Source organism: Isoptericola hypogeus, from assembly GCF_039531145.1.
GTDB lineage: Bacteria > Actinomycetota > Actinomycetes > Actinomycetales > Cellulomonadaceae > Isoptericola > Isoptericola hypogeus.
In genome coordinates, this window is sequence record NZ_BAAAPM010000003.1 from 621,303 (window position 1) to 645,168 (window position 23,866).

The window sequence follows — 23,866 nt, forward strand, 5'->3', positions numbered from 1 at the left end:
GCTCAGGCCACCTCCTTCCCGCGCAGCAGCACCAGCTCGGCCGCGACGCCGGGCCCGAACGCCATGAGCACGGCCCAGCCACCGGGCGGCGGGTCGCCGCCCGCCAGCGTCGCGGCGAGCACGTGCAGCACGGACGACGACGAGAGGTTACCCTGCGCGGCGAGCGTCGCGCGGGTGACCGCGAGCGCGCTCTCGGGCAGGTCGAGGGCGTCGCGCACGGCGTCGACGATCTTCGGGCCGCCGGCGTGCACGACCCACGTGCCGACGTCGTCCGGCTCCAGCCCGTGGCCCGCGAGCAGGTCCTTGACGTCGCCGGCGAGGTGCGCGCGCAGCAGCCCCGGCAGCTCGGGCGACAGCACGATGCCGAACCCCGTGTCCCGCACCTCCCACCCGAGATGGTCCGCCGTGCCCGGGTACAGCCGGCTGCGGGAGCCCACCACCTGGGGCGCGGGGCGGCCGGGCGGCGGCGCGACGTCGTCCCCTGCCACCACGACGGCGCTGGCGCCGTCGCCGAACAGGCCCGACGACACGAGGTTCGCCACCCGGCCGTCGTCGCGCTGGAACGTCAGCGAGCACAGCTCGACCGAGACCAGCAGCGCCACCCGGCCCGGGTGCCCGACGAGGTGCTCGTGCAGGTGCGCGAGCCCGGCCGCGCCGCCCGCGCAGCCGAGCCCGAACGACGGGACCCGCCGCACGTCGGGGCGCAGACCGAGGCGCGCGACGAGCGTCGCGTCGAGCGACGGCGCGCCGATGCCGGTCACCGAGGTGAAGAAGAGGAGGTCGACGTCCTGCGGTTCGACGCCCGCCGCCGCGAGCGCCTCCCGGCACGCGCGCTCAGCGAGGTCGGCGCCCTGCGCTGCGAAGTGCGCGTTCGCGTCGGCGAACCCCGACAGGCCCTCGTACCGGTCGATCGGGAGCGCCAGGTGCCGCGTCCGCACCCCCGACGCGAGGTGCAGCCGGCGGGTCAGCGCGCGGCGCGGGCCCGCGGGCGCCAGGAGCGGCGCGATGACCTCGGCGATCTCCTCCTGCGGGTAGGCGTGCTCCGGCAGGACGGGGGCGACGGCCAGCACGCGCGACATGCCTTGCATGGTGGCACCGGCCCCCGCTCCCCGCGCGTGGGACCCACCGTCCGCCGACCACGGGCTTGGGATCGTTATGGGGCGCCAAAGCGATCCCAAGCCCGTGTTCGGCACTAGGTTGCGGAGGGTGGGCGGCGACGACGGCACGGCAGGCCTCCGGGTGCGGGTGCGCGGGCTGCTCGCCGCCACGCATCCGGCCCCCGCGGCCGTCGTCACCGTGCTGGCGCTGGTGTTCGCCGTGGGCGCCGGGCTCCCGGCGTGGCGCGCCGTGCTGGTGACCGCCGCCGTCGCCGCCGGACAGCTCTCCGTCGGATGGAGCAACGACTGGCTGGACGCCGCCCGGGACCGCCGCGTGGGGCGGGCCGACAAGCCCACGGTGAGCGGCGTCGTCACCCCCTCGATGCTCCGCACGGGTGCCCTGGTGGCCCTGGGCGCGTGCGTGGTGCTGTCCCTGGCGACGGGGGTCGTGCCGGGGCTGCTGCACCTGGCCGCGGTCGCGAGCGCCTGGTCGTACAACGCGGGGCTCAAGGCGACGCCGCTGTCCTGGTTGCCCTACGCCGTGAGCTTCGGGCTCTTGCCCGCGTTCGTCGTCGCGGCGGCCGGCGACGGGCGGGTGGTGGCGGGCTGGACGGCGCTCGCGGCCGCGCTGCTCGGGGTCGGCGCGCATGTCGCCAACGTGCTCCCCGACCTCGAGGACGACCGGGCCACCGGCATCCGCGGGCTGCCGCACCGGCTCGGTCGCCGGGCGTCGAGCGTGCTGGCGCCGGTGGTCCTGGCCGCCGGCAGCGTGGTGATCATGCTCGGCCCCCCGGGGGGCCCCGACGTCGCGACCGTCGCCCTCACCGGCGTCGCCGTGGCCGCCGCCGTCGCAGCGGGGGTCGTCGGGGTGCTCCGGCCGCACAGCCGCGCGCCCTTCGCGCTCAGCATGGCGGTGGCGGCGCTGTGCGTCGTGCAGCTCGTGCTCGCTGCCGACGCCGTGGCCGTCCACCGCTGAGCGGGCACCAGTGAGCGTGCCCAGCCGAGCCGGCACGACCTGGCGCACGACCTGGCGCACGGCCCGGCGCACGACCAGGCACACGACCAGGCACACGACCAGGCAAAAGACCCCGTGCACCGCGGGAGGTGTGGACGAGCTGCGCCCCGCCGCGGCGGGCCCGCCGTAGCATCCGACCATGCCCACGCCGCCCACCGTCCTGCGCCGCGCCCTCGCCGAGGTCGCGCCGTACCGCCGCGGCGTCGCGTGGGGCGGCGCCGCAGCCGCCGTGTGGGCCGTCTGGGTCAGCGGACCGGGCTGGGCCACCCCGGCCGTCGTCGTGGCGGCGGTCGCGTCGGTCGCGCTGTTCGTCATCGACGCCCGCACCCACCGGCTACCCGACGCCGTCACCTACCCGACGGTCGCGGTGGTCGCCGCGCTGCTCCTGCTCGCGGCCCTGGCGGGCGGGACGTGGGACGCCGCGCTCCGCGGGCTGATCGGCGCCCTCGCGCTCGGCGGCGGCTACCTGGTGCTGCACCTCGTCCACCGGGCCGGGCTCGGCCTCGGCGACGTCAAGCTCGCCGTCCTGCTCGGGCTGGTCACCGCCTGGTTCGGCTGGGCGGAGCTCTGGGCGACCGCCCTCCTGCCGTTCCTGCTGGGCGGCCTGGTCGCGATCGCCCTGCTCGTCACCCGCAGGGCGTCCCGGACGACGGCGCTCGCGTTCGGCCCCTACATGCTCGGCGGGGCGGCGCTCGCCCTCACGGCGGCGCGCGTGATCAGCATCGCCTGACGAGGCGCCGCGCCGGCCGCCATGGGTCGCGCGCACGGCAACCGCGCCGGCATCACACCGTGCGGTCGGCGAGCGCGGCGGCCAGGTCGGCGAGCGCCTCCTTGACCGGGCCGTCGGGCAGGGGCGCCAGCTCGCCCGCGGCCTCGCGCGCCCATCGCGCGGCCAGGTCGCGGGTCTCGCCGAGCACGTCGTGCGCGCGCAGGTCGGCGACGACGGCGGCCAGGGCGGCGTCGTCGGACAGGTCGCCGTCGAGCCGGGCGACCAGGTCGCGGTCCGCGTCGGTCCCCTGGCCCCGGGCGAGGCGCTGGCGCAGCAGCAGCCCCGGCATCGTCGGCACGTGCTCGCGCAGGTCGGTGCCGGGGGTCTTGCCGGACTCCTGGCCGCTCGAGGCGATGTCGAGCACGTCGTCGGCGAGCTGGAACGCGACGCCCACCTTCTCCCCGTACGCGGCCACGGCCTCCACGACCTGCGGCGCGGCGCCGCCGAACATCGCCCCGAGGCGGGCCGACGTCGCGAGCAGGGACGCCGTCTTGTCGCTGAGCACCTGCAGGTAGTGCTCCACCGGGTCCTCGCCGTCGCGCGGCCCGATCGTCTCGTGCAGCTGGCCCAGGCACATGCGCTCGAACGTGCGCGACTGCAGCACCACGGCCTCGGGCCCGAGCCCGGCCACGAGCGCGGACGCGCGCGCGAAGAGCAGGTCGCCGATGAGGATCGCCACCGAGTTGCCCCACACCGTGTGCGCGGCGGGCGCGCCCCGGCGCAGGGGCGCCGAGTCCATCACGTCGTCGTGGTACAGCGACGCGACCTGCGTCAGCTCGACGACGACGGCGGCGTCGACCAGCTCGGGCCGCGACCCGTCCCCCAGCTCGCCCGCCAGCAGCGTGAGCAGGGGCCGGAACCGCTTGCCGCCCGCCGCGACCAGGTGCCGCGACGCGTCGTCCGCGAGCGCGTCGGCCGAGGCGACGGCGGCGTCCAGCGCGGCGTCGACCCGCGTCAGCCGCTCGGCGAGCCGGTCGGCGAGCGCGGGGTCGGACAGCGGGATCGCCGTCGGCAACGGCGAGTGCGGCGATGGCCCCGACCCGGAGGTCGGCGCGGAGGTAGCGCGAGTCACTGTCCGAACCTATCTTTCCGCGCGGCCGAACACGGAACTGAAACCGCGCCCGGGAGCGTCGGGTCGCTCACCCGCCGGGCCGACGGCGTCAGTAGCGGAACTGCGACGCCTGCCCGGCGAGGTCCAGCGCCCAGGCCGGCAGGACGCCGAGCAGCAGCACACCGGCCGCGCACAGCGCGATCGCGACGGCCGCCGGCCCGCGCGAGCCCACCACGGTGACGACCGTGCGGACCACCACGGTGCGCGTCCCGGCGCCCGTGATCGTCGCGGTGACGCCGCCGGGCTCGGAGACCGCCGACGCCCCGGTCCCGGGGTCGCCCCCGGCGCTCGTCGTCCCGGCCGCCCCCTCGCCCGCCGTCGCGGCGTCGTCGGCGGGCGGGGTGAGCACCATGAGCACGATGATCCGCACGTAGAAGAAGACGGACACGGCCGAGGCGAGCACGCCCAGCAGGGCGAGCGGCCACGCCCCCGCCTCGACGGCGGCGGAGAACACGCCGAACTTCGCCAGGAACCCGGCGGTGAGCGGGATGCCCGCCATGGACAGCAGGAACAGCGAGAACGCCGCGGTCAGCCACGGCGCCTTGCGGCCCAGCCCGGCCCACTGCGCGAGCCGGGTGGCCTCGCCCAGCACGACTCCGTCGTCGGTCACCTCGCCCCGGGTCTCGACAGGCTCGACCGACGAGGGCTCCCCCGCCGTGACGGTGCGCTCGCGCACGAGCGTGACGACCGCGAACGCCCCGACCGTCGCCAGGCCGTAGGCGAGCAGGTAGAAGAGCACCGCCCGCGAGCCGGCCTCGTCGAGCCCGACCGTGCCGACCAGCAGGAAGCCCGCGTGCGCGATCGACGAGTACGCCAGCAGGCGCTTCACGTCGGTCTGCACGGCGCCGGCGACGGTGCCGACCAGCATCGTGAGGATCGCGACCGCCCACAGGGTGACCTCGACGTCGTGCCGGATGCCCGCGTCGAGCCCGGCGGCGAGCGTGAACACCACGCGCACCAGCGCGCCGGCCGCGGCCGCCTTGGTGCAGGCCGCCATGAAGCCGGTGATCGGCGTGGGCGCCCCCTGGTAGACGTCCGGCGTCCAGGTGTGGAACGGCGCGGCGCCGATCTTGAACAGCAGCCCGACCATCACCAGCAGCAGCCCGGCCACGACGAGCCCGGGCATCGTGCCGAGCGGGGAGGCGGACGGGTCGGCCAGCACCGCCACGACCTCCTCGAGCTGCACGGAGCCCGAGAACCCGTAGACCAGGGCGACGCCGAAGATGAACAGCGCGGAGGCGAACGCGCCCAGGAGGAAGTACTTGAACGCGGCCTCCTGGCTGAGCAGCCGGCGGCGCCGCGCGGTCGCGCACAGCACGTAGAGCGGCAGGGACAGCACCTCGAGGGCCACGAACATGACGATGAGGTCGTCGGTCGCGGGGAACAGCAGCATGCCCCCCGTGGCGAACAGCAGCAGCGGGTACACCTCGGTCTGCTGCAGGCCGGCCCGGCGAGTCTCGTCCTCGTACGCCGTCCCGGGGACGGCGGCCGCGGCCGGCGCGAAGGCGTCCTGCCCGGTCGTGGTGCGGTCGGCGACGACGAGCACGCCCAGCAGCGCGCAGAGCGCGACCACCGCCTGGATGCCGAGGCCGAACGGTGTGAGGACGTAGGAGCCGCCCACCACCGCGACGGACCCGTCCTGCACGCGGTCCCACAGGAGCGCGATCGCCACCAGCGAGCCCGCCAGGGCGGCGAGCGCCAGCACGATCTGTGTCGTGCGGCGGGCGCGGGCGGGCACGAACGCCTCGAGCAGCACCCCGAGCACGCCCGCGCCCAGCACGATCAGCACCGGGGAGACCGCGGCCCAGTCGATGGTCGGTGCGGTGAAGTCGTTCACTTCTCGCTCCCCTCGGTGGTGGGCTCGTCGACGAGCACTGGGATCGCGGCCGGCGGAGGGTCGGTCTCGCCCACGAGCTCGACGGACACCTCACCGGGCGCGCGCACGTAGTCGAGCGCCGGGCCGGGGGCGACGCCGAGCACCACCAGCGCCGCGACGAGCACCCCCGCCACGGTCTTCTCGCGGGCGTCGAGGTCGCGCGCCCCCTGGAGCTCGCCCACCGTGGCGCCGGTGAACATCCGCTGGTACGTCTGCAGCACGTAGACCGCGGCGAGGACGACGGCGGGCACGGCCACCAGCACCGCCGCGGGCCAGCGCCCGTACGACCCGAGGAACACCATCACCTCGGAGACGAACGTCGCGAGCCCGGGCAGCGCCGCCGCCGACAGGGCGGCCACGAGGAACGTGCCGCCGAGGACCGGCGCCACGGCGCGCAGGCCTCCGTAGTCGGCGATCTCCTGGCTGCGGCGCGGGTGGCGCGCGATCGCGAACCCGGCGATGAGGAACAGCGCCCCGGTGGAGATGCCGTGGTTGAGCATCATCAGGCCGGAGCCGGCGACCCCGAGGGACGTGAACGTGAAGATGCCCAGGATGATGAACCCGAAGTGGGACACGGACGTGTAGCCGACCAGGCGCAGCAGGTCCTTCTGCCCGATGGCGAGGATCGCGCCGTACAGGATCGAGATCACGGCCAGCACGATCACGAAGGGCGCCGCCCAGCGGCTGGCCTCGGGGAACAGCGGCAGACACAGCGTGAGCATCCCGAACGTGCCGACCTTGTCCAGGACGCAGATGAGCAGGGTCGACGTCCCGGGGGTGGCGTGGCCCGCGACGTCGGGCAGCCAGGTGTGCACCGGGAACATGGGCGCCTTGATCGCGAACGCGAGGAAGAACGCGCAGAACATGAGCTTCTCGGCCGTGGGGTCGAGCGCCAGCCCGGTGAGGTTGCTCGTGAGGAACGCGTCGGCGGGTCGCAGGCCCGTCGCCGCGTCGGCCGGCACCTGCAGGTACAGGGCGACGACCGCCACCAGCATGACCAGCCCGCCCGCGAGCGAGAAGAGCAGGAACTTCACGGCCGCGTACCGGCGCTGCGGGCCCTGCCCGAACCCGCCGATCAGGAAGTACGCGGGGATGAGCATCGCCTCGAACAGCACGTAGAAGAGGAACACGTCGCGCGCCACGAAGACGGCGACCATGAACGCCTCGAGCACGAGCACGACGGCGAGGTAGCGCCGCAGCCGCACGTGGTCGCCGCCCTGCTCGTGCCACGCGGCGAGGATCACCAGCGGCACCAGCCCCACCGACAGGGCGACCAGCAGCAGGCCGACGCCGTCCACGCCGACCGCATAGCTGGCCCCGAGCGCCGGGATCCAGGAGTGCGTCTCGGCGAGCTGGTGCTCCCCGGCGGCCCCGGTGTCGAAGGCGGTGAACGCCCCGACCAGCAGCGCGACCTCGACCAGCGCGCCGACCAGCGCGACCGTGCGGGCGGTGCCCGCGCCGAACCGCCCGCCGCCGGTGACCGGTCCCGCTGCCGGGCGCCCGCGCCCCACGCCGGTGAGCGCCGTCGCGGCGGCCGCCAGCAGGGGCCACACGATGAGGACCGTGAGCCAGGGGAACCCTGTGGACATCGTCATGCTTCGCTGTCCTTCGTCGTCGACGACTTCGGCGTCATTGCCATAGCTCCCGTCACCCGGCCCATCAGATCGCCAGCAGCCACACGACGAGCGCGACCACGCCCAGGCCGCCCAGCATCGTGGCCGCGTAGGAGCGCACGTACCCGTTCTGCAGCCGCCGCAGCCTCGTGCCGAGCCGCCCGATGCCGCCCGCGAGACCGAGCCAGCCGGCGTCGACCGCGGCGCGGTCGGAGTACACGAGCGCCCGGGTGAGGTACTGCCCCGGCCGCATGACGAGGGCCTCGTTGACGTCGTCCTGGTGCAGGTCCACGCGCGCCGCCCGCACGAGCGCGGTGGACCGCGGGGGCTCCACGGGTACGGGCGCCACGGCGAACTGCCGGAACGCGAGGGCCGCGCCCGCCAGGACCAGCAGCAGCGTGAGGGTCACCAGGAGCCAGACCGGCAGCACGGGCTCGTGATGCTCGACGTGCCCGGTGACCGGCTCCAGCCAGGTGACGAACCGGTCCCCGATCGCGAGCAGGCCGCCGAGTGCCACCGAACCCGCCGCGAGCACGATCATCGGCCACGTCATGAGCGCCGGAGCCTCGTGCGGGTGGCGGACGACCGCGCCGGCGTCGCCTTGGTCGGGGTCCGGGCTCCACCGGCGGCGGCCCGCGAAGGTCATGAAGAACAGCCGCGACATGTAGTAGGCCGTGATGCCCGCGCCCAGCAGGGCGGCCAGGCCGAAGACCCACGGCCGCCAGCCCTCGCCGACGAACGCCGCCTCGATGATCTTGTCCTTGGACCAGAACCCCGAGAACGGCGGGACTCCCAGGATCGCGAGCCAGCCGAGGCCCATCGTGATCGCCGTGACCGGCAGCAGCCGCGCCAGGCCGCCGAAGCGACGCATGTTCACGTCGTCGTCCATCGCGTGCATCACGGACCCGGCGCCGAGGAACAGCCCGGCCTTGAAGAAGCCGTGGGTGAGCAGGTGGAAGATCGCGAACGCGTAGCCGACCGGGCCGAGCCCGGCGGCCAGCATCATGTAGCCGATCTGCGACATGGTCGACGCGGCGAGCGCCTTCTTGATGTCGTCCTTCGCGGTACCGACGACCGCCCCGAACAGCAGGGTCAGCGCGCCGACGATCGCGACGACGAGCTGCGCGTCCGGCGCCGCCTCCAGCAGCGGGCCCGAGCGCACCAGCAGGTACACGCCCGCCGTCACCATCGTGGCGGCGTGGATGAGCGCGGAGACCGGCGTCGGGCCTGCCATCGCGTCGCCGAGCCACGCCTGCAGCGGCAGCTGCGCCGACTTGCCGCACGCCGCCAGCAGGAGCATCAGCCCGATCGCCGTCATCGTGGGCTCGCCCACCGCCGACCCGGCCTCGCCCGCGGCGGGCAGCACCGTGGCGAAGTCCAGCGACCCGAAGGTGGCGAGCAGGAGCATCATCGCGACGATCAGCCCCATGTCGCCGACGCGGTTCATGACGAACGCCTTGGTGCCCGCCACCGCGTTCTCGCGCTTGCGGTCCCAGAAGCCGATGAGCAGGAACGACGCCAGGCCCACACCCTCCCAGCCGACGAACAGCAGGAGGTAGGAGTCGGCGAGCACCAGCAGCAGCATCGCCGCGACGAACAGGTTGAGGTAGGCGAAGAACCGGCGCCGGTCGACGTCGTGATCCATGTACGCGACCGAGTACACGTGGATGAGCGTGCCGACGAACGTCACGAGCATGACGAACGTCATCGACAGCGGGTCCACCTGGAAGCCGAGGTCCACGTGCAGCGGGCCGGCGTCGATCCAGGTGCCGACGGTCTGCTGGACCACCCGCTCCTCGGCGGGCGTGCCCAGCATGTCCAGCAGCATCACGAGCCCCACGACGAACGTCGCGGCGCTCGCGAGCACGCCCAGCCAGTGGCCCCACCGGTTCGTGCGCCGGCCGGCGAGCAGCAGCACGACCGCGCCCGCCAGCGGGGTCGCGACCAGCCACGGCGCGAGGGAGAGGGTCTGCATCGTCATCGAGGGCCTCTCAGCTCTGCAGCAGGTTGACGTCGTCGACCGAGGCCGACCGGCGGGCGCGGAAGATCATGATGATGATCGCCAGGCCCACGACGACCTCGGCGGCGGCGACCACCATGACGAAGAACGCGAGCACCTGGCCCGTGACGTCGCCGTGCATCCGCGCGAAGGTGACGAACGCGAGGTTGGTGGCGTTGAGCATGAGCTCCACCCCCATGAAGACGACGATGGCGTTGCGGCGCAGCAGCACCGTGGTCGCACCGATCGCGAAGAGGATCGCCGCCAGGCCCAGGTAGTTGGTGATCTCCATCAGCGCGCCTCCTCGTCCTCGGTGGCCTCGGTGAGCAGGCCCGCCTCGGCCAATTCCTTCCCGACGAGCGTCTCCTCGGCGGCGAGCACCGCCGTCGCGGAGCGCTCCTGCCCCCGGATCCGCAGCACGCGCGGCACGGAGTGCTCCAGCGGGCGCCCGTCCGGACCGAGGGCGGGCGTGTCCATGGCGTTGTTCTGCGCGTAGACGCCGGGCGCCGGCAACGGGGTGAGGGTGCGGCCGGTCGGCAGGGCCGCGACCTTGGCCGCCGCGAGCGCGCGCTGGGTCTGGCGGGCGGCCAGGCGACGTTTGTGCGTGAGCACCAGCCCCGCGAGCGCGGCCGTGACCAGCAGCACGCCCACGACCTCCATGGCGAGCACGTAGTCCGCCAGCAGCACGCGGGCGAGGGCCACCGGGTTGGTCACGGCGTTCGCCTCCGCGAGTCCGACCGCGGGCGGGAACGCCGCCCGGGAGATGACCCCGAGCAGCACCACCGCGAGCCCGACGCCGAGCAGCAGACCGACCCACCGCTGCCCCCGGATGGTCTCGGTGAGCGAGTCGGCGGCGTCGATGCCCACGAGCATCAGCACGAACAGGAAGAGCATCATGACCGCGCCCGTGTAGACCACGACCTGCACGACCCCGAGGAACGCCGCCTCCTGCGCGACGTAGAGGATGGCCAGGTCGACCATCACGAACATCACGCAGATCGCGGCGTGCACCGCCTTGCGCGCGAACAGCAGGCCGAGCGCGGCCAGGACCATGAGCGGCGCCAGCACCCAGAACAGGGCCGCCTCGGCGCCCGAGGCGGTCATGCGCGTCCCCCGTCGGGAGCCGGGCCGGCCGCGGCGGCGCTGCCGTCGCCGACGTGCCCGCCGGTCGACGCCTCCAGCGTCGCGACGGCGGCCTTGGTCGCGCTGCCGCGCAGCCGGTGCCGCCGCGGGGTCGGGGGCGGCGCGTCGCCCTCGACCACCCGTCGGGCGCCGTCGAGCGTGGGGTCGTCGGGGCGGTGCTCGCCCACCCAGGCCACCTGCGCCCCGGTGGGCGCCGTGACCTCCCCGCGGTAGTACTCGGTGTCGGTGGTGCCCTCGGCCATCGGGTGCGGCGCCGCGAGCATGCCCTCCGCGAGCGGCGCGAGGAGGTCCGTCTTCTCGTAGATCATCCCCGCGCGGTCCGGGCCGGCGAGCTCGTAGTCGTTGGTCATCGTGAGCGCCCGGGTGGGGCACGCCTCGATGCACAGCCCGCAGAAGATGCAGCGCAGGTAGTTGATCTGGTAGACGCGGCCGTAGCGCTCCCCGGGCGACAGGTGGCCGCCGTCCGGCAGGTCGGCGTTGTCCGCGCCCTCGACGTAGATCGCGTCGGCCGGGCACGCCCAGGCGCACAGCTCGCAGCCGATGCACTTCTCCAGACCGTCGGCGTACCGGTTGAGCTGGTGGCGACCGTGGTAGCGGCGCTGCGGCGGGGTCTTGGTGCGCGGGTACTGCTCGGTCACGGTGGGCCGGAACATCGACGAGAACGTCACGCCGAAGCCCGCCACCGGCGCGAACAGCTCGCCGAGGGGGCCCTTCTTCGGGCGCAGCGGCTCGTACGGCTGGTCGGTCATCGCGTCTCCTCGGATCCGTCGACGGCGGTGCTGCGGCCGGTGCCGGCACCCGAGCCGGCGGTGATCCCGGCGGGCGGGACGCCGCGCCGGGCGCGCGGCGACGGCGGCAGCTTCTGCCCGGGCAGCGGCGGCACGGGGAAGCCGGCCGCGAAGGCGTCGAACTCGCCGTCCGGACCGCCGGCGCCGGACGGCGGGGCCGCGCCGGACCGGGCGCCCGCGTCCCGGCTCGGCCACAGCCAGACCAGGCCCATCACCAGGACCGCGGCGACGAGCACCCCGACGACGAGCTGGGTGCGGGTGACGCCCGCCAGGCCCAGGTACTGGAAGACGCTGAGGACCACGACCCACCCCAGCGCGACGGGGATGAGCACCTTCCAGCCGAAGGACATGAACTGGTCGTAGCGCAGCCGCAGCAGCGTGCCGCGCACCCAGACGAACACGAACATGACGGCCCAGAGCTTGACCAGGAACCACAGGACCGGCCACCAGCCGGTGTTGAGCGCGCCGTCCGCGATCGCCGACAGGGGCCACGGCGCCCGCCAGCCGCCCAGGAACAGCGTGGTCGCCACGGCGGAGACGTTGAGCATGTTGATGTACTCGGCCAGGAAGAACCAGGCGAACTTCATCGAGCTGTACTCGGTCATGTACCCCGAGACCAGCTCGCCCTCGGCCTCCGGGAGGTCGAACGGCAGCCGGTTGGTCTCCCCGATCATCGAGATGACGTAGACCGCGAACGCCGGCAGCAGCGGCAGGAACCACCAGATGCCCGCCTGCGACGCCACGATCTGCGACGTCGACATCGACCCCGCCATGATGAACACGCTCACCAGCGACAGGCCCATCGCCAGCTCGTAGGAGATCACCTGCGCCGTGGACCGCACCGACCCGAGCAGCGGGTACGTGGACCCCGACGACCAGCCGCCGAGCACGATGCCGTAGACGCCGACCGACGCGCACGCCAGCACGTACAGCACGGCGACGGGGAAGTCGGTGAGCTGGGCCGGGGTGGTGTAGTCGGTGAACGGGATCGTCACCTCGGGCCCGAAGGGGATGACGGCGAAGACGAGCAGCGCGCAGAACACGGAGATCATCGGCGCCAGCAGGTAGACGATCTTGTCCGCCCGCGTGACGGTCATGTCCTCCTTGAGCAGCAGCTTCATCGCGTCGGCGAGCGACTGCAGGAGCCCGAACGGGCCGTGCCAGTTGGGGCCGGGCCGCACCTGCATCCGCGCCACGACCTTGCGCTCGAACCAGATCGCGAACAGCACGCTGGTCAGCAGGAAGACGACGATGAGCACCGCCTTGATCGCCGACACCCAGATCCAGTCCTGGCTGAAGTCGGCGGCGACCCCGGGGATCATGCGGCACCTCCGTCGTCCCTGGTTCCGACGGGCTGGACCACCGGCGCGGCGATCCGCACCAGGTCGCCCGACCCGGCGCCGAGCACCTCGTGCACCCGGCAGCCGCGGGACGCCAGCGGCAGCCACACGACGTGGTCGACCATCTCGGTGATCGCGACCGGCACGGTCAGCTCCCCGCGGTCGGTGGACACGGTGACGTCGTCGCCGTCGTAGACGTCCACCGCGGCGGCCGTGGCCGCCGACATGCGGGCGAGGGGACGCTTGGCGGTGCCGGCGAGGAACTGCTCGCCGTCCTGCAGCGCGCCGTCGTCGAGCTGCAGATGCCAGGTGGCGAGGACTGCGGAGCCCGGCGGCACCGCGGGCGGCTCGGCCGTCTCGCCGGCGGGTTCCGGCGCGCGGGCCCCGGACCAGGCCGGCAGGGCCGCGATCGCCCGGTGCGCCTCGAGCGGCGTGGCCGCGCAGAGGTCGACGTCCAGCTGCGCGGCCAGCGCGTCGAGCACGCGGTGGTCGGGCAGCGCGGCGGACTCGAGCGTCTGGCCGAACGACCGCACCCGTCCCTCCCAGTTCCAGTACGACCCGGCACGCTCCACGGGCGGCGCAACCGGCAGCACGACGTCCGCCAGCGCGGTCGCCTCGGTGGCGCGCACCTCCAGCGCGACGACGAACCGTGCGGCCTTCAGGGCCCGCCGCGCGTGCGCGGGGTCGGGCAGGTCGGCGAGCTCGAGCCCACCGACGAGCGCCCCGGACAGCTGGCCGACCGACAGGGCGTCGAGGATCTCGCCGGCGTCCCGCCCCGGCCCGGCCGGCAGCACGCCGACGTCCAGGCCCCAGGCGACGGCCACCTCGGCGCGCGCGCCGGCGTCGTCGACCGGGCGGCCGCCCGGCAGCAGGCCGGGCAGCAGCCCCGCCTCCACCCCGCCACGCTCCCCGGCGCGGCGCGGGATCCACGCCAGCCTCGCCCCGGTGGCCTCGGCGAGCCGGAGGGCCGCGGCGTACGCGCCGGGCGACGACGCGAGCCGCTCCCCCACCAGCACGACCGCGCCCGGCTGGGCGAGCGCGTCGGCCACGGCGCCGAGGGTCTCGGCGTCCGAGTCGGCGGGGACGAGGCCGCCACCGGCGCGGGTGGCGATCGTGCCGAGCCACTCGGCCTCCGTGCCGGGGGCCGCGGGCAGCAGCGTGCCGTCGAGCCGGGCGAGGCCGCGGCTCGCGAACGGCGCGACTGCGAAGACCTTCAGCCCGTGGGCGCGCACGCCCTTGCGCAGCCGCAGGAACGTGACCCCGGCCTCCTCCTCCGCCTCGAGCCCGGCCAGCAGCACCGCGGGCGCGGACTCCAGGTCGCCGAACGTCACCCCGACGCCCGACCCGGCGACGGCGTGCGCGAGGAACGCCGCCTCCTCGGCCGAGTGTGCCCGCGCCCGCTGGTCGACGTCGTGCGTGCGCAGCACCGTGCGTGCGAACCGCGACCAGGCGAAGGCGTCCTCGACCGTGAGGCGGCCGCCGGGCAGCAACCCGACCCCGCCGGAGTCGCGGGCGGCGGCCAGGCCCTCGGCCGCGAGCTCCAGCGCCTCGGCCCACGACGCGGGGCGCAGCGCGCCGCGCGCGAGCACGTTCCCGTCCTCGTCGATCGTGCGGTCGCGCACGAGCGGCGTGGTGAGCCGGTCGGGGGCGGTCTGCCACGTGAACGCGAACCGGTCCTTGTCGGTGATCCACTCCTCGTTGACCGCCGGGTCTTCGCCCGACAGGCGGCGCAGCACGACGCCGCGCCGGTGGTCGACGCGGATCGCGGACCCGCAGGAGTCGTGCTCCGAGATCGCGGGCGACGAGACCAGGTCGAACGGGCGCGACCGGAACCGGTACGCCGCGCCCGTGAGCGCCCCGACCGGGCAGATCTGCACCGTGTTGCCCGAGTAGTACGACGCGAACGGCCCACCGGCGGTCGAGCTCGTCGAGGCCCCGAACGTGGTCTCGACAGGCTCGACCGACGTGGACGACGCCGGCGGCGCGAAGTCCAGCACCGACTCGTCGAACCGGCCGATCTGCTGACCGGCCCCGCGCTCCTGCAGCGCGATGAACGCGTCGCCCGCGATCTCCTCGCTGAACCGCGTGCACCGCTGGCACAGGATGCAGCGCTCACGGTCGAGCAGGATCTGCGTCGACACCGGGATCGGCTTCGGGAAGGTCCGCTTGACGTCGACGAACCGGGTGTCCGGGCGCCCGTTGCTCATCGCCTGGTTCTGCAGCGGGCACTCGCCGCCCTTGTCGCACACCGGGCAGTCGAGCGGGTGGTTCATGAGCAGCAGCTCCATGACCCCCTGCTGCGCCTTGTCCGCGACGCCCGACGTGCGCTGCGTCTTGACCACCATGCCGGGGGTGACCGTCATGGTGCAGGACGCCTGCGGCTTGGGCATCGGGCGCACGTTGCCCTCGCGGTCGGGCATCGCGACCTCGACGAGGCACTGCCGGCAGGCGCCCGCGGGCTCGAGCAGCGGGTGGTCGCAGAACCTCGGGATCTGGATGCCCACCTGCTCGGCCGCGCGGATGATCAGCGTGCCCTTCGGCACGGTGACCTCGATCTCGTCGATCGTGCAGGTCACCGTCTCGACCGCCCGCTGAACGGCGCCGTCCGAGGCGTTCCGCTTGTCCGTGGTCGCCGTCATCAGTGACCTCCCGTACCGGCGAGCGCCGGGGCCTGCTTCGGTGTGCGCGGTTGCTTGGGGGTGTACGCGAACAGCGCGCTGGCGCTCGGGTCGAACGGGCAGCCGCGCCCGTCCAGGTGCGCCTCGTACTCGTCGCGGAAGAGCTGGATGCTGCTCGTCACGGGCGACGTCGCGCCGTCGCCCAGCGCGCAGAACGCGCGGCCGAGGATGTTGTCGCACAGGTCGAGCAGCAGGTCGAGGTCGCGCTCCTCGCCGCGGCCCGCCTCGATGCGGTGCAGCACCTGCTTCAGCCAGTACGTGCCCTCGCGGCACGGGGTGCACTTGCCGCAGGACTCGTGCGCGTAGAAGTCCGTCCAGCGGCTCACGGCCCGGACCACGCACGTGGTGTCGTCGAAGATCTGCAGGGCGCGCGTGCCGAGCATCGACCCGGCCTTGCCCACCGACTCGTAGTCGAGCGGGACGTCGAGGTGGTCCGCCGTGAAGATCGGCGTCGAGGACCCGCCGGGCGTCCAGAACTTCAGCTCGCGGGTGGCCCGGACGCCGCCCGCGAGGTCGAGGAGCTCGCGCAGCGTGATCCCCAGCGGCGCCTCGTACTGACCGGGCCGCGTGACGTGCCCGGACAGCGAGAACAGCCCGTGGCCCTGGGACTTCTCGGTGCCCATGGAGGCGAACCACTCCGCCCCGCGGTCGATGATGCCGGGGACGCTCGCGATCGACTCCACGTTGTTGACGACCGTCGGGCGCGCGTACAGGCCCGCGACGGCGGGGAACGGCGGCTTGAGCCGCGGCTGCCCGCGCTTGCCCTCGAGGGAGTCGAGCAGCGCCGTCTCCTCGCCGCAGATGTAGGCGCCGGCGCCGGCGTGCACGGTCACCTCGAGGTCGAAGCCGGAGCCGTGCACGTCCGTGCCGAGGTGTCCGGCGTCGTAGGCCTCCTGCACGGCGGCCAGCAGCCGCCGGTACACGTGCAGCACCTCGCCGCGCACGTAGACGAAGGCGTGGTGGCAGCCGATGGCGTAGCTGGTGATGGCGATGCCCTCGAGGAGGTGCTGCGGGCTCGCCAGCATCAGCGGGATGTCCTTGCAGGTGCCCGGCTCCGACTCGTCGGCGTTGACCACGAGGTAGCGCGGCCCGCCGTCGGGCGGCGGCAGGAAGCCCCACTTCATGCCGGTCGGGAAGCCTGCGCCGCCGCGGCCGCGCAAGCCGGAGTCCTTGACCGCCTGCACGACGTCGCCGGGCTCCATCGTCAGGGCCTTCCGCAGCCCCGCGTACCCGCCGGCCGCCTCGTAGGTCGCGAGCCGCCACGACCGGTCGGCGTCCCACGTGTCCGTGAGCACGGGCATCAGGTCAGTCATCGCCCTCGCCCTCCTTCTCCGGCTCGGAATCCTTCTCCGGTTCGGGCTTCGCGGGGGCGCCCGACGGCGACCGGCCGGGGGTGTCGTCCCCCGGCGCGGCGGGCTGCCGCTCGGCGCTGGACTGCTCCGTCCCCGTCTCGGGCGGCACGTCGTCGGTTGAGCTCGTCGCATCCGCCGCCTGAGTGGTCTCGACAGGCTCGACCGGCGAGGGCGTCTCGGCGGGCTCGACCGGCGAGGGCGTCTCGGCGGGCTCGACCGGCGAGGGCGTCTCGACGGGCTCGACCGGCGAAGGCGTCTTGGCGGGCTCGGCCGGCGACCCTGCTCCGTCGACGGCGGACGCCGCGCGCGCCAGGCGCAGTCCCGCGAGCGTGGGCTCCCCCGCGAGCCCGCCCTCGTCGGCCCGCCCGTCGGGGAAGCCGGCCAGCACGCGGCTCATCTGCTTGAACGTGCACACGCTGTCGGCGCCGCGGGTGGGGGCGACCTCCTGGCCGGCGCGCAGCCGGTCGGCGAGCGCCGTCGCCGTCTCGGGCGTCTGGTTGTCGAAGAACTCCCAGTTGACCATCACGACCGGCGCGTAGTCGCAGGCCGCGTTGCACTCCACGCGCTCGAGCGTGATCGCGCCGTCGTCGGTGGTCTCGTCGTGCCCGACCCCGAGGTGCTCGCTCAGCTCGTCGAAGATGGCGTCCCCGCCCATCACGGCGCACAGCGTGTTGGTGCACACCCCCACCGTGTAGGTGCCGTTGGGGTGCCGCTTGTACTGGGTGTAGAAGGTCGCGACGGCGGACACCTCCGCGGCCGTCAGCTCGAGCTGCTCCGCGCAGAACATGATCCCGTCGCGGCTCACGTAGCCGTCCACCGACTGCACCAGGTGCAGCAGGGGCAGCAGCCCGGAGCGGGGGTCGGGGTAGCGAGCCTTGATCTCGGCGGCGTCGGCCACCAGGGACGACAGGGTCTCGGCTTCGTACCGCGTGGCGGAGCGCGCGCTCGTCGGCTCGGCCGTCATCGGTCCACCCCTCCCAGCACCGGGTCCAGGGACGCGACGGCGACGACGACGTCGGCCACCTGGCCGCCCTCGCACATCACCGACACGGCCTGGAGGTTGTTGAACGACGGGTCGCGGAAGTGCGCCCGGTAGGGCTTGGTGCCCCCGTCCGACACCGCGTGCACGCCGAGCTCGCCGCGCGGGTGCTCGACCGTCTGCCAGACCTGGCCGGCCGGGACCCGGAAGCCCTCCGTGACCAGCTTGAAGTGGTGGATGAGGGCCTCCATCGAGGTGCCCATGATGTGGCGGATGTGGTCGAGCGAGTTGCCCTGCCCGTCCGCACCGACGGCGAGCTGCGCCGGCCACGCGATCTTCTTGTCGGCGACCATCACGGGGGCACCGGACGTGTCGCGCAGCCGCGTGAGGCACTGCTCGACGATCCGCAGGGACTGGTAGCACTCCTCCAGCCGCAGCACCACGCGCGCGTAGCAGTCGGCGTCCGTGGACGTCGGGACGTCGAAGTCGTAGGTCTCGTAGCCGCTGTACGGGAAGGCCTTGCGCACGTCGTAGGGCAGCCCGGTGGAGCGCAGCACCGGCCCCGTGATCCCGAGCGCCATGCACCCGGCGAGGCTGAGCACGCCCACGTCGGTGAGCCGCGCCTTGAAGATCGGGTTGGCGAGCATGAGGTCGCCGAGCTGACCGAGGTAGTGCCGGATCTTCGGCAGCGCCGCGAGGACCTGGTCCTCGAAACCCTCCGGGGTGTCCTGCGCGACGCCGCCCGGGCGCACGTACGCGTGGTTCATGCGCAGCCCGGTGACGGCCTCGAACAGCCGCAGGATCTCCTCGCGGGCGGTGAACCCGATCGTCATGACCGTCGTCGCGCCCATCTCGTTGCCGCCCGTGCCCAGGCAGACCAGGTGGGACGCGACCCGGTTGAGCTCCATCATGAGCACCCGGATGATCGACGCCCGCTCCGGCAGGTCGTCGGTGATGCCGAGCAGCCGCTCCGTGGCCAGGCAGAACGCCGTCTCCTGGAAGAACGGGGCGAGGTAGTCCATCCGGGTGCAGAACGTGGTGCCCTGCGTCCAGGTGCGGAACTCCATGTTCTTCTCGATGCCGGTGTGCAGGTAGCCGATGCCGCAGCGCGCCTCGGTGACCGTCTCGCCGTCGATCTCGAGCATGAGCCGCAGCACGCCGTGCGTGGAGGGGTGCTGCGGACCCATGTTGACGACGATCCGCTCCTCGCCGACGGCCTCGCGCGCGATCTCGTCCCAGTCGCCGCCGGAGGCCTCGAAGCCCGGGATGCCGGGGTCGAACTCGTCCGCCGTGGGCGGCTTGGTCGCCGTGAACGTGCCCGCGGTCATGAGTACTGCCTCCTCGTGTCCGGCGGCGGCACCGTGGCGCCCTTGTACTCCACGGGGATGCCGCCGAGCGGGTAGTCCTTGCGCTGCGGGTGGCCGGGCCAGTCGTCCGGCATCTCGATGCGCGCCAGCCCCGGGTGCCCGTCGAAGACGATCCCGAAGAAGTCCCAGGTCTCGCGCTCGTGCCAGTCGTTGGTCGGGTACACCGACGTCGTGGACGGCAGGTGCGGGTCGGCGTCGGGCACCGCGACCTCGAGCCGCAGGCTCCGGCCGTGGGTGATCGACGTCAGGTGGTACACGGCGTGCAGCTCGCGGCCCACGTCGTGCGGGTAGTGGACGCCGGACACGCCGAGGCTGAGCTCGAAGCGCAGGTCCTGGTCGTCGCGCAGCGCCCGGCAGACGGCGAGCAGGTGCTCGCGCGCCACGTCCAGGGTGAGCTCGGCGTACGGGCTCACCGGGTCGGTCTGCGGGTCGACGACGACGCGCTCGACGGCGTCGTCGAACGCGACGCCGCCGGCGTCCAGGACCTCGGCGAGCACGTCCACCGCCTCGTCGAACCAGCCGCCGTAGGGGCGCGTCGCGGTGCCCGGCAGCGCGACGGGCTGCACGAGCCCGCCGTACCCGGACGTGTCGCCCGACCCCTGCACGCCGAACATGCCCCGGCGGACCTCGACCACCTCCGGTCCCCGGCCGCCGCGACCTGCGGACCCGCTGCCCGAGAGCAGGTCTGCCGACCGCGGACCGACGGTTTCCTCAGGCTGCGGCACCGGCTTCGCCGCGCCCACAGATCCCTCAGGCTGCGGCACCGGCTTCGCCGCGCCCACAGATCCCTCAGGCTGCGGCACCGGCTTGTCGGCGCCCTCCGCACTTCCCCCGCCCGACGTCCCGCTCACCGCAGCAGCCCCTTGAGCTCGAAGGTCGGCGTGGCCTCCAGCGCCGCGGCCTCCGCCGCCGCGGCCGCCTCCTTGCGGTTGGCGCCCAGCGGCGAGTCCTGGATCTGCTGGTGCAGCGCGAGGATCGCGTTGATGAGCATCTCCGGGCGCGGCGGGCAGCCCGGCAGGTAGATGTCGACGGGCAGGATGTGGTCGACGCCCTGCACGATCGCGTAGTTGTTGAACATGCCGCCGCTCGAGGCGCACACGCCCATGGACAGCACCCACTTGGGCTCGCTCATCTGGTCGTAGACCTGCCGTACGACGGGTGCCATCTTCTGGCTCACCCGGCCCGCGACGATCATGAGGTCGGCCTGGCGCGGCGACGCGCGGAACACCTCCATGCCGAACCGCGACAGGTCGAACCGCGACGCGCCGGCCGCCATCATCTCGATGGCACAGCACGCCAGCCCGAACGTGACCGGCCACACCGACGCCTTGCGCAGGTAGCCCGCCAGGTCCTCGATCGTCGTCAGCAGGAAGCCCGACGGAGACTCCTCCAGCCCCATGTCCCCTCCTTCCGAAGAGCGGGGTGCCGGTCGTGCCGGCACCGTTGCCGTCCTTGCCGTTCTCGGTCGCCCCGGGATGTCCCCGGGGTCCGCGGGGTCGTCAGACCCAGTCGAAACCGCCTCGTCTCCACTCGTAGACGAACGGGACGGTGATGAGCGCCAGGAACGTCAGCATCGCCACCAGCCCGAACCCGGCGAGCACCGTGAAGTCGACGGCCCACGGGTAGAGGAAGACCACCTCGATGTCGAAGACGATGAACGTCATCGCGACGAGGTAGTACTTGATGGGCAGGCGCCCGCCGCCGTCGGCGTGCGGCGTCGGCTCGATGCCGCACTCGTAGGCGTCGAGCTTGGCCCGGTTGTACCGCCGGGGGCCGATGACGGCGCTCGCCGCCACGCCCCCGAGGGCGAGCACGGCGGCGATCCCCATGAGGACCAGCACCGGGACGTACGGATTGGTCATCGCCCCTCCCCCACCTGCAGCGCCGTCTGGATCGGCATCTCGACCACTTCCTCGTGCTCGGTTCCGCTCATGCCCTGTCGCTTCCGCCCGATCGCTGCGGTGCCTCGCTCCGGCACACCTCGTGCCTCGGCGTACCTCCGCGGGGGCTCCTCGCGCTCATGCTGCGGGCACCACCCTCGTGAGCCCCGCGATGACCCGGTCGACCCAGTCACCGCCGCGCGGCTCGTAGCAGTCGGACAGCAGCTTGAGGACGAAGCGCATGACGACGGGACGCGGCAGCCCGTACCGGACGCACGCCCGCATCACGTGCGGGTGCTCGATGAGCCGCACGAAGGCCCGGCCCAGCGTGTAGTAGCCGCCGAGGTCCGCCCGCATCCGGTCGGCGTACGTGCCGAGGGTGCGCTCGCGGGCGTCGTCGGTGGTGCGGGTGCGCGCCTGCGCGATCGCGTCGGCGGCGACCCGTCCCGCCTGCAGGGCGTAGGCGATGCCCTCGCCGTTGAACGGGCTGACCATGCCGGCGGAGTCGCCGACCAGCACCGCGCCGCCGGAGTACAGCGGGCTGCGGTTGAAGCCCATGGGCAGCGCCGCCCCGCGGACCGGACCGACCTGGTTCTCGGCGGTGAAGCCCCACTCGGCGGGGGTGTTCCGCACCCAGGTGTCGAGCAGGGCCCGGTAGTCGTGCCCGCCCGCCGACTGCCGGGCCGGCGTCGAGCTGACCGCGCCGAGGCCGACGTTCGCCGTCCCGTCGCCGAGCGCGAAGATCCAGCCGTAGCCCGGCAGCAGGGTCGACCCGCCGGGCGCGCCGTCCCACAGCTCCAGGTGGGACTCCATCCACGGGTCCTCGTGCCGGGTCGTGGACCCGGCCGACGTCTGGGTACGGAAGTAGGTGCGCACCGCGGTGCCCAGGGGCCGGTCGTCGCGCCGCGTGATGCCGAGCGCCGTCGCGAAGCGTGAGGACACCCCGTCCGCGGCCACCACGACGGGGGCGCGGAACTGGACGGGGGCGCCCTCGGCCCGCCCGCGGGTGTCGAGCGGCTGTGCGACGACGCCCACGACGCGGCCGGAGCGCTCGTCGAGCAGCGGGCCGGTGACCTTGGTGCGCTCGAGGAGCTTGGCCCCGCCGGCCTGCGCGTGCTGCGCGAGGCGCTGGTCGAGCGTCATCCGGGCCCGCGCCATGCCGTAGCCCGGGTAGCTGGCCAGGTCGGGCCAGGGCAGCTCCCACGACCGCCCGCCGGCGACCACCCGCAGTCCCTCGTTCCGGATCCAGCCGTCCTCCGCCTGCGTGCCGACGCCCATCCGCGCCAGCTCGGCGACCGCGCGGGGCGTGAGCCCGTCGCCGCACACCTTGTCCCGGGGGAAGGCAGCCTTCTCGAGCAGGAGCACGTCGAGGCCCGCGGTCGCGCACCAGTGCGCCGTCGACGCACCGGCCGGTCCGGCGCCCACGACGATGACGTCGGCGACGTCCTCGCGGCCTGCCCGCACGTGCTCACCTCCGCTCCCTCGAGCGCCCCCGGCGACGGTGCCGGAGTCGACTTGTGAACCCGATCACAACTCTGGGAGCACTCTAGTCACGTTCGCCAGGGGTTGTGTAGGAAGGTATGCCTTCCTTGCCCGACGGCGGCCTCGCGACCACCCCGTCGACGGCGTGACCTCGCACGTCACCTCGCACGTCACCTCGCGTGTCGGGGGTGCGTGCAAGCGCCGCGGCCCTTAGCGTCGACGACCACGACCCGGCAACCGCGACCACCCACGAAGCGTCAGGAGGCGTGTGGAATGAAGGCTGGACCAGCGTTCGTGATCGGAGCCGCCCTCGGCTACCTGCTCGGCACCGAGAAGGGCCGGCAGCAGCTCGACAAGGCCAAGGACTGGGCGACCGAGACCTGGAACGACCCGCGCGTCCAGGAGAAGGTCTCGGAGGTCGCCGACCTCGCCAGGGACAAGGCGCCCGGGGTCTGACCGGATCGGTTCGGCAGGAGGTGGATCTCTTCGGCAGGAACGAGTGCCGAACCGATCAACCTCCTGCCGAACCGATCGACGTCCAGGCCGGGCGGACGCCGCGGTGCAGCGCGACGATGCCGCCGCTGAGGTTGCGGTACGCGACGCGCTCCCAGCCGGCGTCGAGCATCAGCCGCGCCAGCGCCGGCTGGTCGGGCCACGCGCGGATCGACTCCGCCAGGTAGTCGTACGACCCGCGGTCCCTGGTCACGGCGCCCGCCACGACGGGCAGCGCGCGCATGAGGTATTCCTGGTACACCACACGGAACGGCCTCCAGGTGGGCGTGGAGAACTCGCAGACCACCGCGCGGCCACCGGGCCGCACGACCCGCAGCATCTCCCGCAGCGCGGCGCCCACCTCGACGACGTTGCGCAGGCCGAAGCTGATCGTCACGGCGTCGAAGCTCGCGTCCGCGAAGGGCAGCCGGGTGGCGTCCCCCGCCACGAACGACAGGTCCGGGCGCCGCTGCTTGCCCACCCGCAGCATGCCGAGGCTGAAGTCGGACGGGACGACGAGCGCGCCGTCGTCGGCGAACGGCTCGCTGGAGGTGCCCGTGCCCGCCGCGAGGTCGAGGACCCGCTCGCCGGGGGTCGCCGCGACCGCGTCCACGGTGGCGCGGCGCCAGCGACGGTCCTGCCCGAGCGACGCCAGGTCGTTGACCAGGTCGTAGCGCTCGGCGATGCCGTCGAACATCGACGCGACCTCGGCGGGCTGCTTGTCCAGGCTGGCGCGCGACATGAGCGTCATCGTCGCACGCCGCGATCGTTGACGGCCCCGGGCCCGCTGGCCTAGCGTCCGGAGCGACGACGGCGTCGCGCCGTCGGTCCCTGGATCGGCAGACAGGCCCACTGAGCCGGTACCGCACGAGATGGTGCGGCGCC

General features: G+C 73.8%; 21 protein-coding genes. 3 read left to right on the forward strand and 18 right to left on the reverse strand.

Features of this window, described 5'->3' with window-relative positions; all coding sequences use genetic code 11:
• Nucleotides 1-2 precede the first annotated feature (2 nt).
• Nucleotides 3-1,079: a type III polyketide synthase gene (locus tag ABD254_RS05165; RefSeq protein WP_344246295.1), complete on the reverse strand. Its 1,077-nt coding sequence runs from the start codon at nt 1,077-1,079 to the stop codon at nt 3-5.
• Nucleotides 1,080-1,206: 127 nt separating this feature from the next.
• Here ABD254_RS05165 and ABD254_RS05170 point away from each other — a divergent pair, with 127 nt between their 5' ends.
• Together ABD254_RS05170 and ABD254_RS05175 are read left to right on the forward strand one after the other, a co-directional pair.
• Nucleotides 1,207-2,073: a UbiA family prenyltransferase gene (locus ABD254_RS05170; protein WP_344246296.1), complete on the forward strand. Its 867-nt coding sequence runs from the start codon at nt 1,207-1,209 to the stop codon at nt 2,071-2,073.
• A 178-nt stretch (nt 2,074-2,251) separates the two neighbouring features.
• Nucleotides 2,252-2,842 carry a prepilin peptidase gene (locus tag ABD254_RS05175; RefSeq protein ID WP_344246298.1) on the forward strand — a complete coding sequence of 197 codons (591 nt, stop codon included), beginning with the start codon at nt 2,252-2,254 and terminating at the stop codon, nt 2,840-2,842.
• A 52-nt stretch (nt 2,843-2,894) separates the two neighbouring features.
• On the opposite strand, the gene ABD254_RS05180 is transcribed toward ABD254_RS05175, so the two are convergent.
• The 16 genes from ABD254_RS05180 to ABD254_RS05255 all read right to left on the reverse strand — a co-directional run bounded on the left by ABD254_RS05180 (nt 2,895) and on the right by ABD254_RS05255 (nt 22,471).
• Nucleotides 2,895-3,896, reverse strand: a complete 1,002-nt coding sequence (locus ABD254_RS05180; protein WP_344248498.1) for a polyprenyl synthetase family protein — start codon at nt 3,894-3,896, stop codon at nt 2,895-2,897.
• Nucleotides 3,897-4,041: 145 nt separating this feature from the next.
• Nucleotides 4,042-5,829: an NADH-quinone oxidoreductase subunit NuoN gene (gene nuoN, locus ABD254_RS05185; RefSeq protein ID WP_344246300.1), complete on the reverse strand. Its 1,788-nt coding sequence runs from the start codon at nt 5,827-5,829 to the stop codon at nt 4,042-4,044.
• The gene (locus tag ABD254_RS05190) at nt 5,826-7,457 is read right to left on the reverse strand and encodes an NADH-quinone oxidoreductase subunit M (protein WP_344248499.1); all 1,632 of its coding nucleotides are present in this window, start codon (nt 7,455-7,457) and stop codon (nt 5,826-5,828) included. Before ABD254_RS05190 ends, nuoN begins: the two co-directional genes overlap by 4 nt.
• A gap of 70 nt (nt 7,458-7,527) precedes the next feature.
• Nucleotides 7,528-9,456, reverse strand: coding sequence for an NADH-quinone oxidoreductase subunit L (nuoL, locus tag ABD254_RS05195; protein WP_344248500.1), 1,929 nt, complete (start codon nt 9,454-9,456; stop codon nt 7,528-7,530).
• A gap of 16 nt (nt 9,457-9,472) precedes the next feature.
• Nucleotides 9,473-9,772, reverse strand: coding sequence for an NADH-quinone oxidoreductase subunit NuoK (nuoK, locus tag ABD254_RS05200; RefSeq protein WP_344246302.1), 300 nt, complete (start codon nt 9,770-9,772; stop codon nt 9,473-9,475).
• Nucleotides 9,772-10,584: an NADH-quinone oxidoreductase subunit J gene (locus ABD254_RS05205; protein ID WP_344246304.1), complete on the reverse strand. Its 813-nt coding sequence runs from the start codon at nt 10,582-10,584 to the stop codon at nt 9,772-9,774. Before ABD254_RS05205 ends, nuoK begins: the two co-directional genes overlap by 1 nt.
• Entirely contained in the window at nt 10,581-11,372 is a 792-nt protein-coding gene (nuoI, locus tag ABD254_RS05210; protein WP_344246306.1) for an NADH-quinone oxidoreductase subunit NuoI, read from the reverse strand. Before nuoI ends, ABD254_RS05205 begins: the two co-directional genes overlap by 4 nt.
• Nucleotides 11,369-12,733, reverse strand: coding sequence for an NADH-quinone oxidoreductase subunit NuoH (gene nuoH / locus ABD254_RS05215; protein WP_344246308.1), 1,365 nt, complete (start codon nt 12,731-12,733; stop codon nt 11,369-11,371). The genes nuoI and nuoH overlap by 4 nt, the downstream gene beginning before the upstream one ends.
• Nucleotides 12,730-15,390, reverse strand: coding sequence for an NADH-quinone oxidoreductase subunit G (locus ABD254_RS05220; protein ID WP_344246310.1), 2,661 nt, complete (start codon nt 15,388-15,390; stop codon nt 12,730-12,732). The genes nuoH and ABD254_RS05220 overlap by 4 nt, the downstream gene beginning before the upstream one ends.
• A complete protein-coding gene (nuoF, locus tag ABD254_RS05225) occupies nt 15,390-16,742 on the reverse strand; it encodes an NADH-quinone oxidoreductase subunit NuoF (RefSeq protein WP_344246312.1) in 1,353 nt (450 codons plus the stop codon). Before nuoF ends, ABD254_RS05220 begins: the two co-directional genes overlap by 1 nt.
• Nucleotides 16,735-17,745, reverse strand: a complete 1,011-nt coding sequence (gene nuoE, locus ABD254_RS05230) for an NADH-quinone oxidoreductase subunit NuoE (RefSeq protein ID WP_344246314.1) — start codon at nt 17,743-17,745, stop codon at nt 16,735-16,737. The genes nuoF and nuoE overlap by 8 nt, the downstream gene beginning before the upstream one ends.
• Nucleotides 17,742-19,088 (reverse strand): NADH-quinone oxidoreductase subunit D, encoded by a 1,347-nt coding sequence (locus tag ABD254_RS05235; protein WP_344246316.1) that lies wholly within the window; start codon nt 19,086-19,088, stop codon nt 17,742-17,744. Before ABD254_RS05235 ends, nuoE begins: the two co-directional genes overlap by 4 nt.
• Complete coding sequence (locus ABD254_RS05240; protein WP_344248501.1) at nt 19,085-19,810, reverse strand: NADH-quinone oxidoreductase subunit C; 726 nt, start codon at nt 19,808-19,810, stop codon at nt 19,085-19,087. Before ABD254_RS05240 ends, ABD254_RS05235 begins: the two co-directional genes overlap by 4 nt.
• A gap of 164 nt (nt 19,811-19,974) precedes the next feature.
• Nucleotides 19,975-20,526: a NuoB/complex I 20 kDa subunit family protein gene (locus ABD254_RS05245; protein WP_344246318.1), complete on the reverse strand. Its 552-nt coding sequence runs from the start codon at nt 20,524-20,526 to the stop codon at nt 19,975-19,977.
• Between the two features lie 100 nt (nt 20,527-20,626).
• Nucleotides 20,627-20,989 carry an NADH-quinone oxidoreductase subunit A gene (locus ABD254_RS05250; RefSeq protein WP_344246320.1) on the reverse strand — a complete coding sequence of 121 codons (363 nt, stop codon included), beginning with the start codon at nt 20,987-20,989 and terminating at the stop codon, nt 20,627-20,629.
• A gap of 156 nt (nt 20,990-21,145) precedes the next feature.
• Nucleotides 21,146-22,471 carry a geranylgeranyl reductase family protein gene (locus ABD254_RS05255; protein WP_344246322.1) on the reverse strand — a complete coding sequence of 442 codons (1,326 nt, stop codon included), beginning with the start codon at nt 22,469-22,471 and terminating at the stop codon, nt 21,146-21,148.
• Nucleotides 22,472-22,783: 312 nt separating this feature from the next.
• Between ABD254_RS05255 and ABD254_RS05260 the strand changes: the two genes are divergently transcribed.
• On the forward strand, nt 22,784-22,945 hold the full coding sequence (locus ABD254_RS05260) for a YtxH domain-containing protein (protein ID WP_344246324.1): 162 nt from the start codon (nt 22,784-22,786) through the stop codon (nt 22,943-22,945).
• Between the two features lie 55 nt (nt 22,946-23,000).
• Here ABD254_RS05260 and ABD254_RS05265 read toward each other — a convergent pair whose 3' ends face one another.
• Complete coding sequence (locus ABD254_RS05265) at nt 23,001-23,723, reverse strand: demethylmenaquinone methyltransferase (protein WP_344246326.1); 723 nt, start codon at nt 23,721-23,723, stop codon at nt 23,001-23,003.
• Nucleotides 23,724-23,866 lie beyond the last annotated feature (143 nt).

Bases quoted from the DNA above. Each gene is read 5' to 3' on its own strand.
- ABD254_RS05165 (WP_344246295.1), bottom strand. From the start codon at position 1,079: ATGTCGCGCGTGCTGGCCGTCGCCCCCGTCCTGCCGGAGCACGCCTAC.
- ABD254_RS05175 (WP_344246298.1), top strand. From the start codon at position 2,252: ATGCCCACGCCGCCCACCGTCCTGCGCCGCGCCCTCGCCGAGGTCGCG.
- ABD254_RS05190 (WP_344248499.1), bottom strand. From the start codon at position 7,457: ATGTCCACAGGGTTCCCCTGGCTCACGGTCCTCATCGTGTGGCCCCTG.
- nuoL (WP_344248500.1), bottom strand. From the start codon at position 9,456: ATGCAGACCCTCTCCCTCGCGCCGTGGCTGGTCGCGACCCCGCTGGCG.
- nuoK (WP_344246302.1), bottom strand. From the start codon at position 9,772: ATGGAGATCACCAACTACCTGGGCCTGGCGGCGATCCTCTTCGCGATC.
- ABD254_RS05205 (WP_344246304.1), bottom strand. From the start codon at position 10,584: ATGACCGCCTCGGGCGCCGAGGCGGCCCTGTTCTGGGTGCTGGCGCCG.
- nuoI (WP_344246306.1), bottom strand. From the start codon at position 11,372: ATGACCGACCAGCCGTACGAGCCGCTGCGCCCGAAGAAGGGCCCCCTC.
- nuoH (WP_344246308.1), bottom strand. From the start codon at position 12,733: ATGATCCCCGGGGTCGCCGCCGACTTCAGCCAGGACTGGATCTGGGTG.
- ABD254_RS05220 (WP_344246310.1), bottom strand. From the start codon at position 15,390: ATGACGGCGACCACGGACAAGCGGAACGCCTCGGACGGCGCCGTTCAG.
- nuoF (WP_344246312.1), bottom strand. From the start codon at position 16,742: ATGACTGACCTGATGCCCGTGCTCACGGACACGTGGGACGCCGACCGG.
- nuoE (WP_344246314.1), bottom strand. From the start codon at position 17,745: ATGACGGCCGAGCCGACGAGCGCGCGCTCCGCCACGCGGTACGAAGCC.
- ABD254_RS05235 (WP_344246316.1), bottom strand. From the start codon at position 19,088: ATGACCGCGGGCACGTTCACGGCGACCAAGCCGCCCACGGCGGACGAG.
- ABD254_RS05245 (WP_344246318.1), bottom strand. From the start codon at position 20,526: ATGGGGCTGGAGGAGTCTCCGTCGGGCTTCCTGCTGACGACGATCGAG.
- ABD254_RS05250 (WP_344246320.1), bottom strand. From the start codon at position 20,989: ATGACCAATCCGTACGTCCCGGTGCTGGTCCTCATGGGGATCGCCGCC.
- ABD254_RS05265 (WP_344246326.1), bottom strand. From the start codon at position 23,723: ATGTCGCGCGCCAGCCTGGACAAGCAGCCCGCCGAGGTCGCGTCGATG.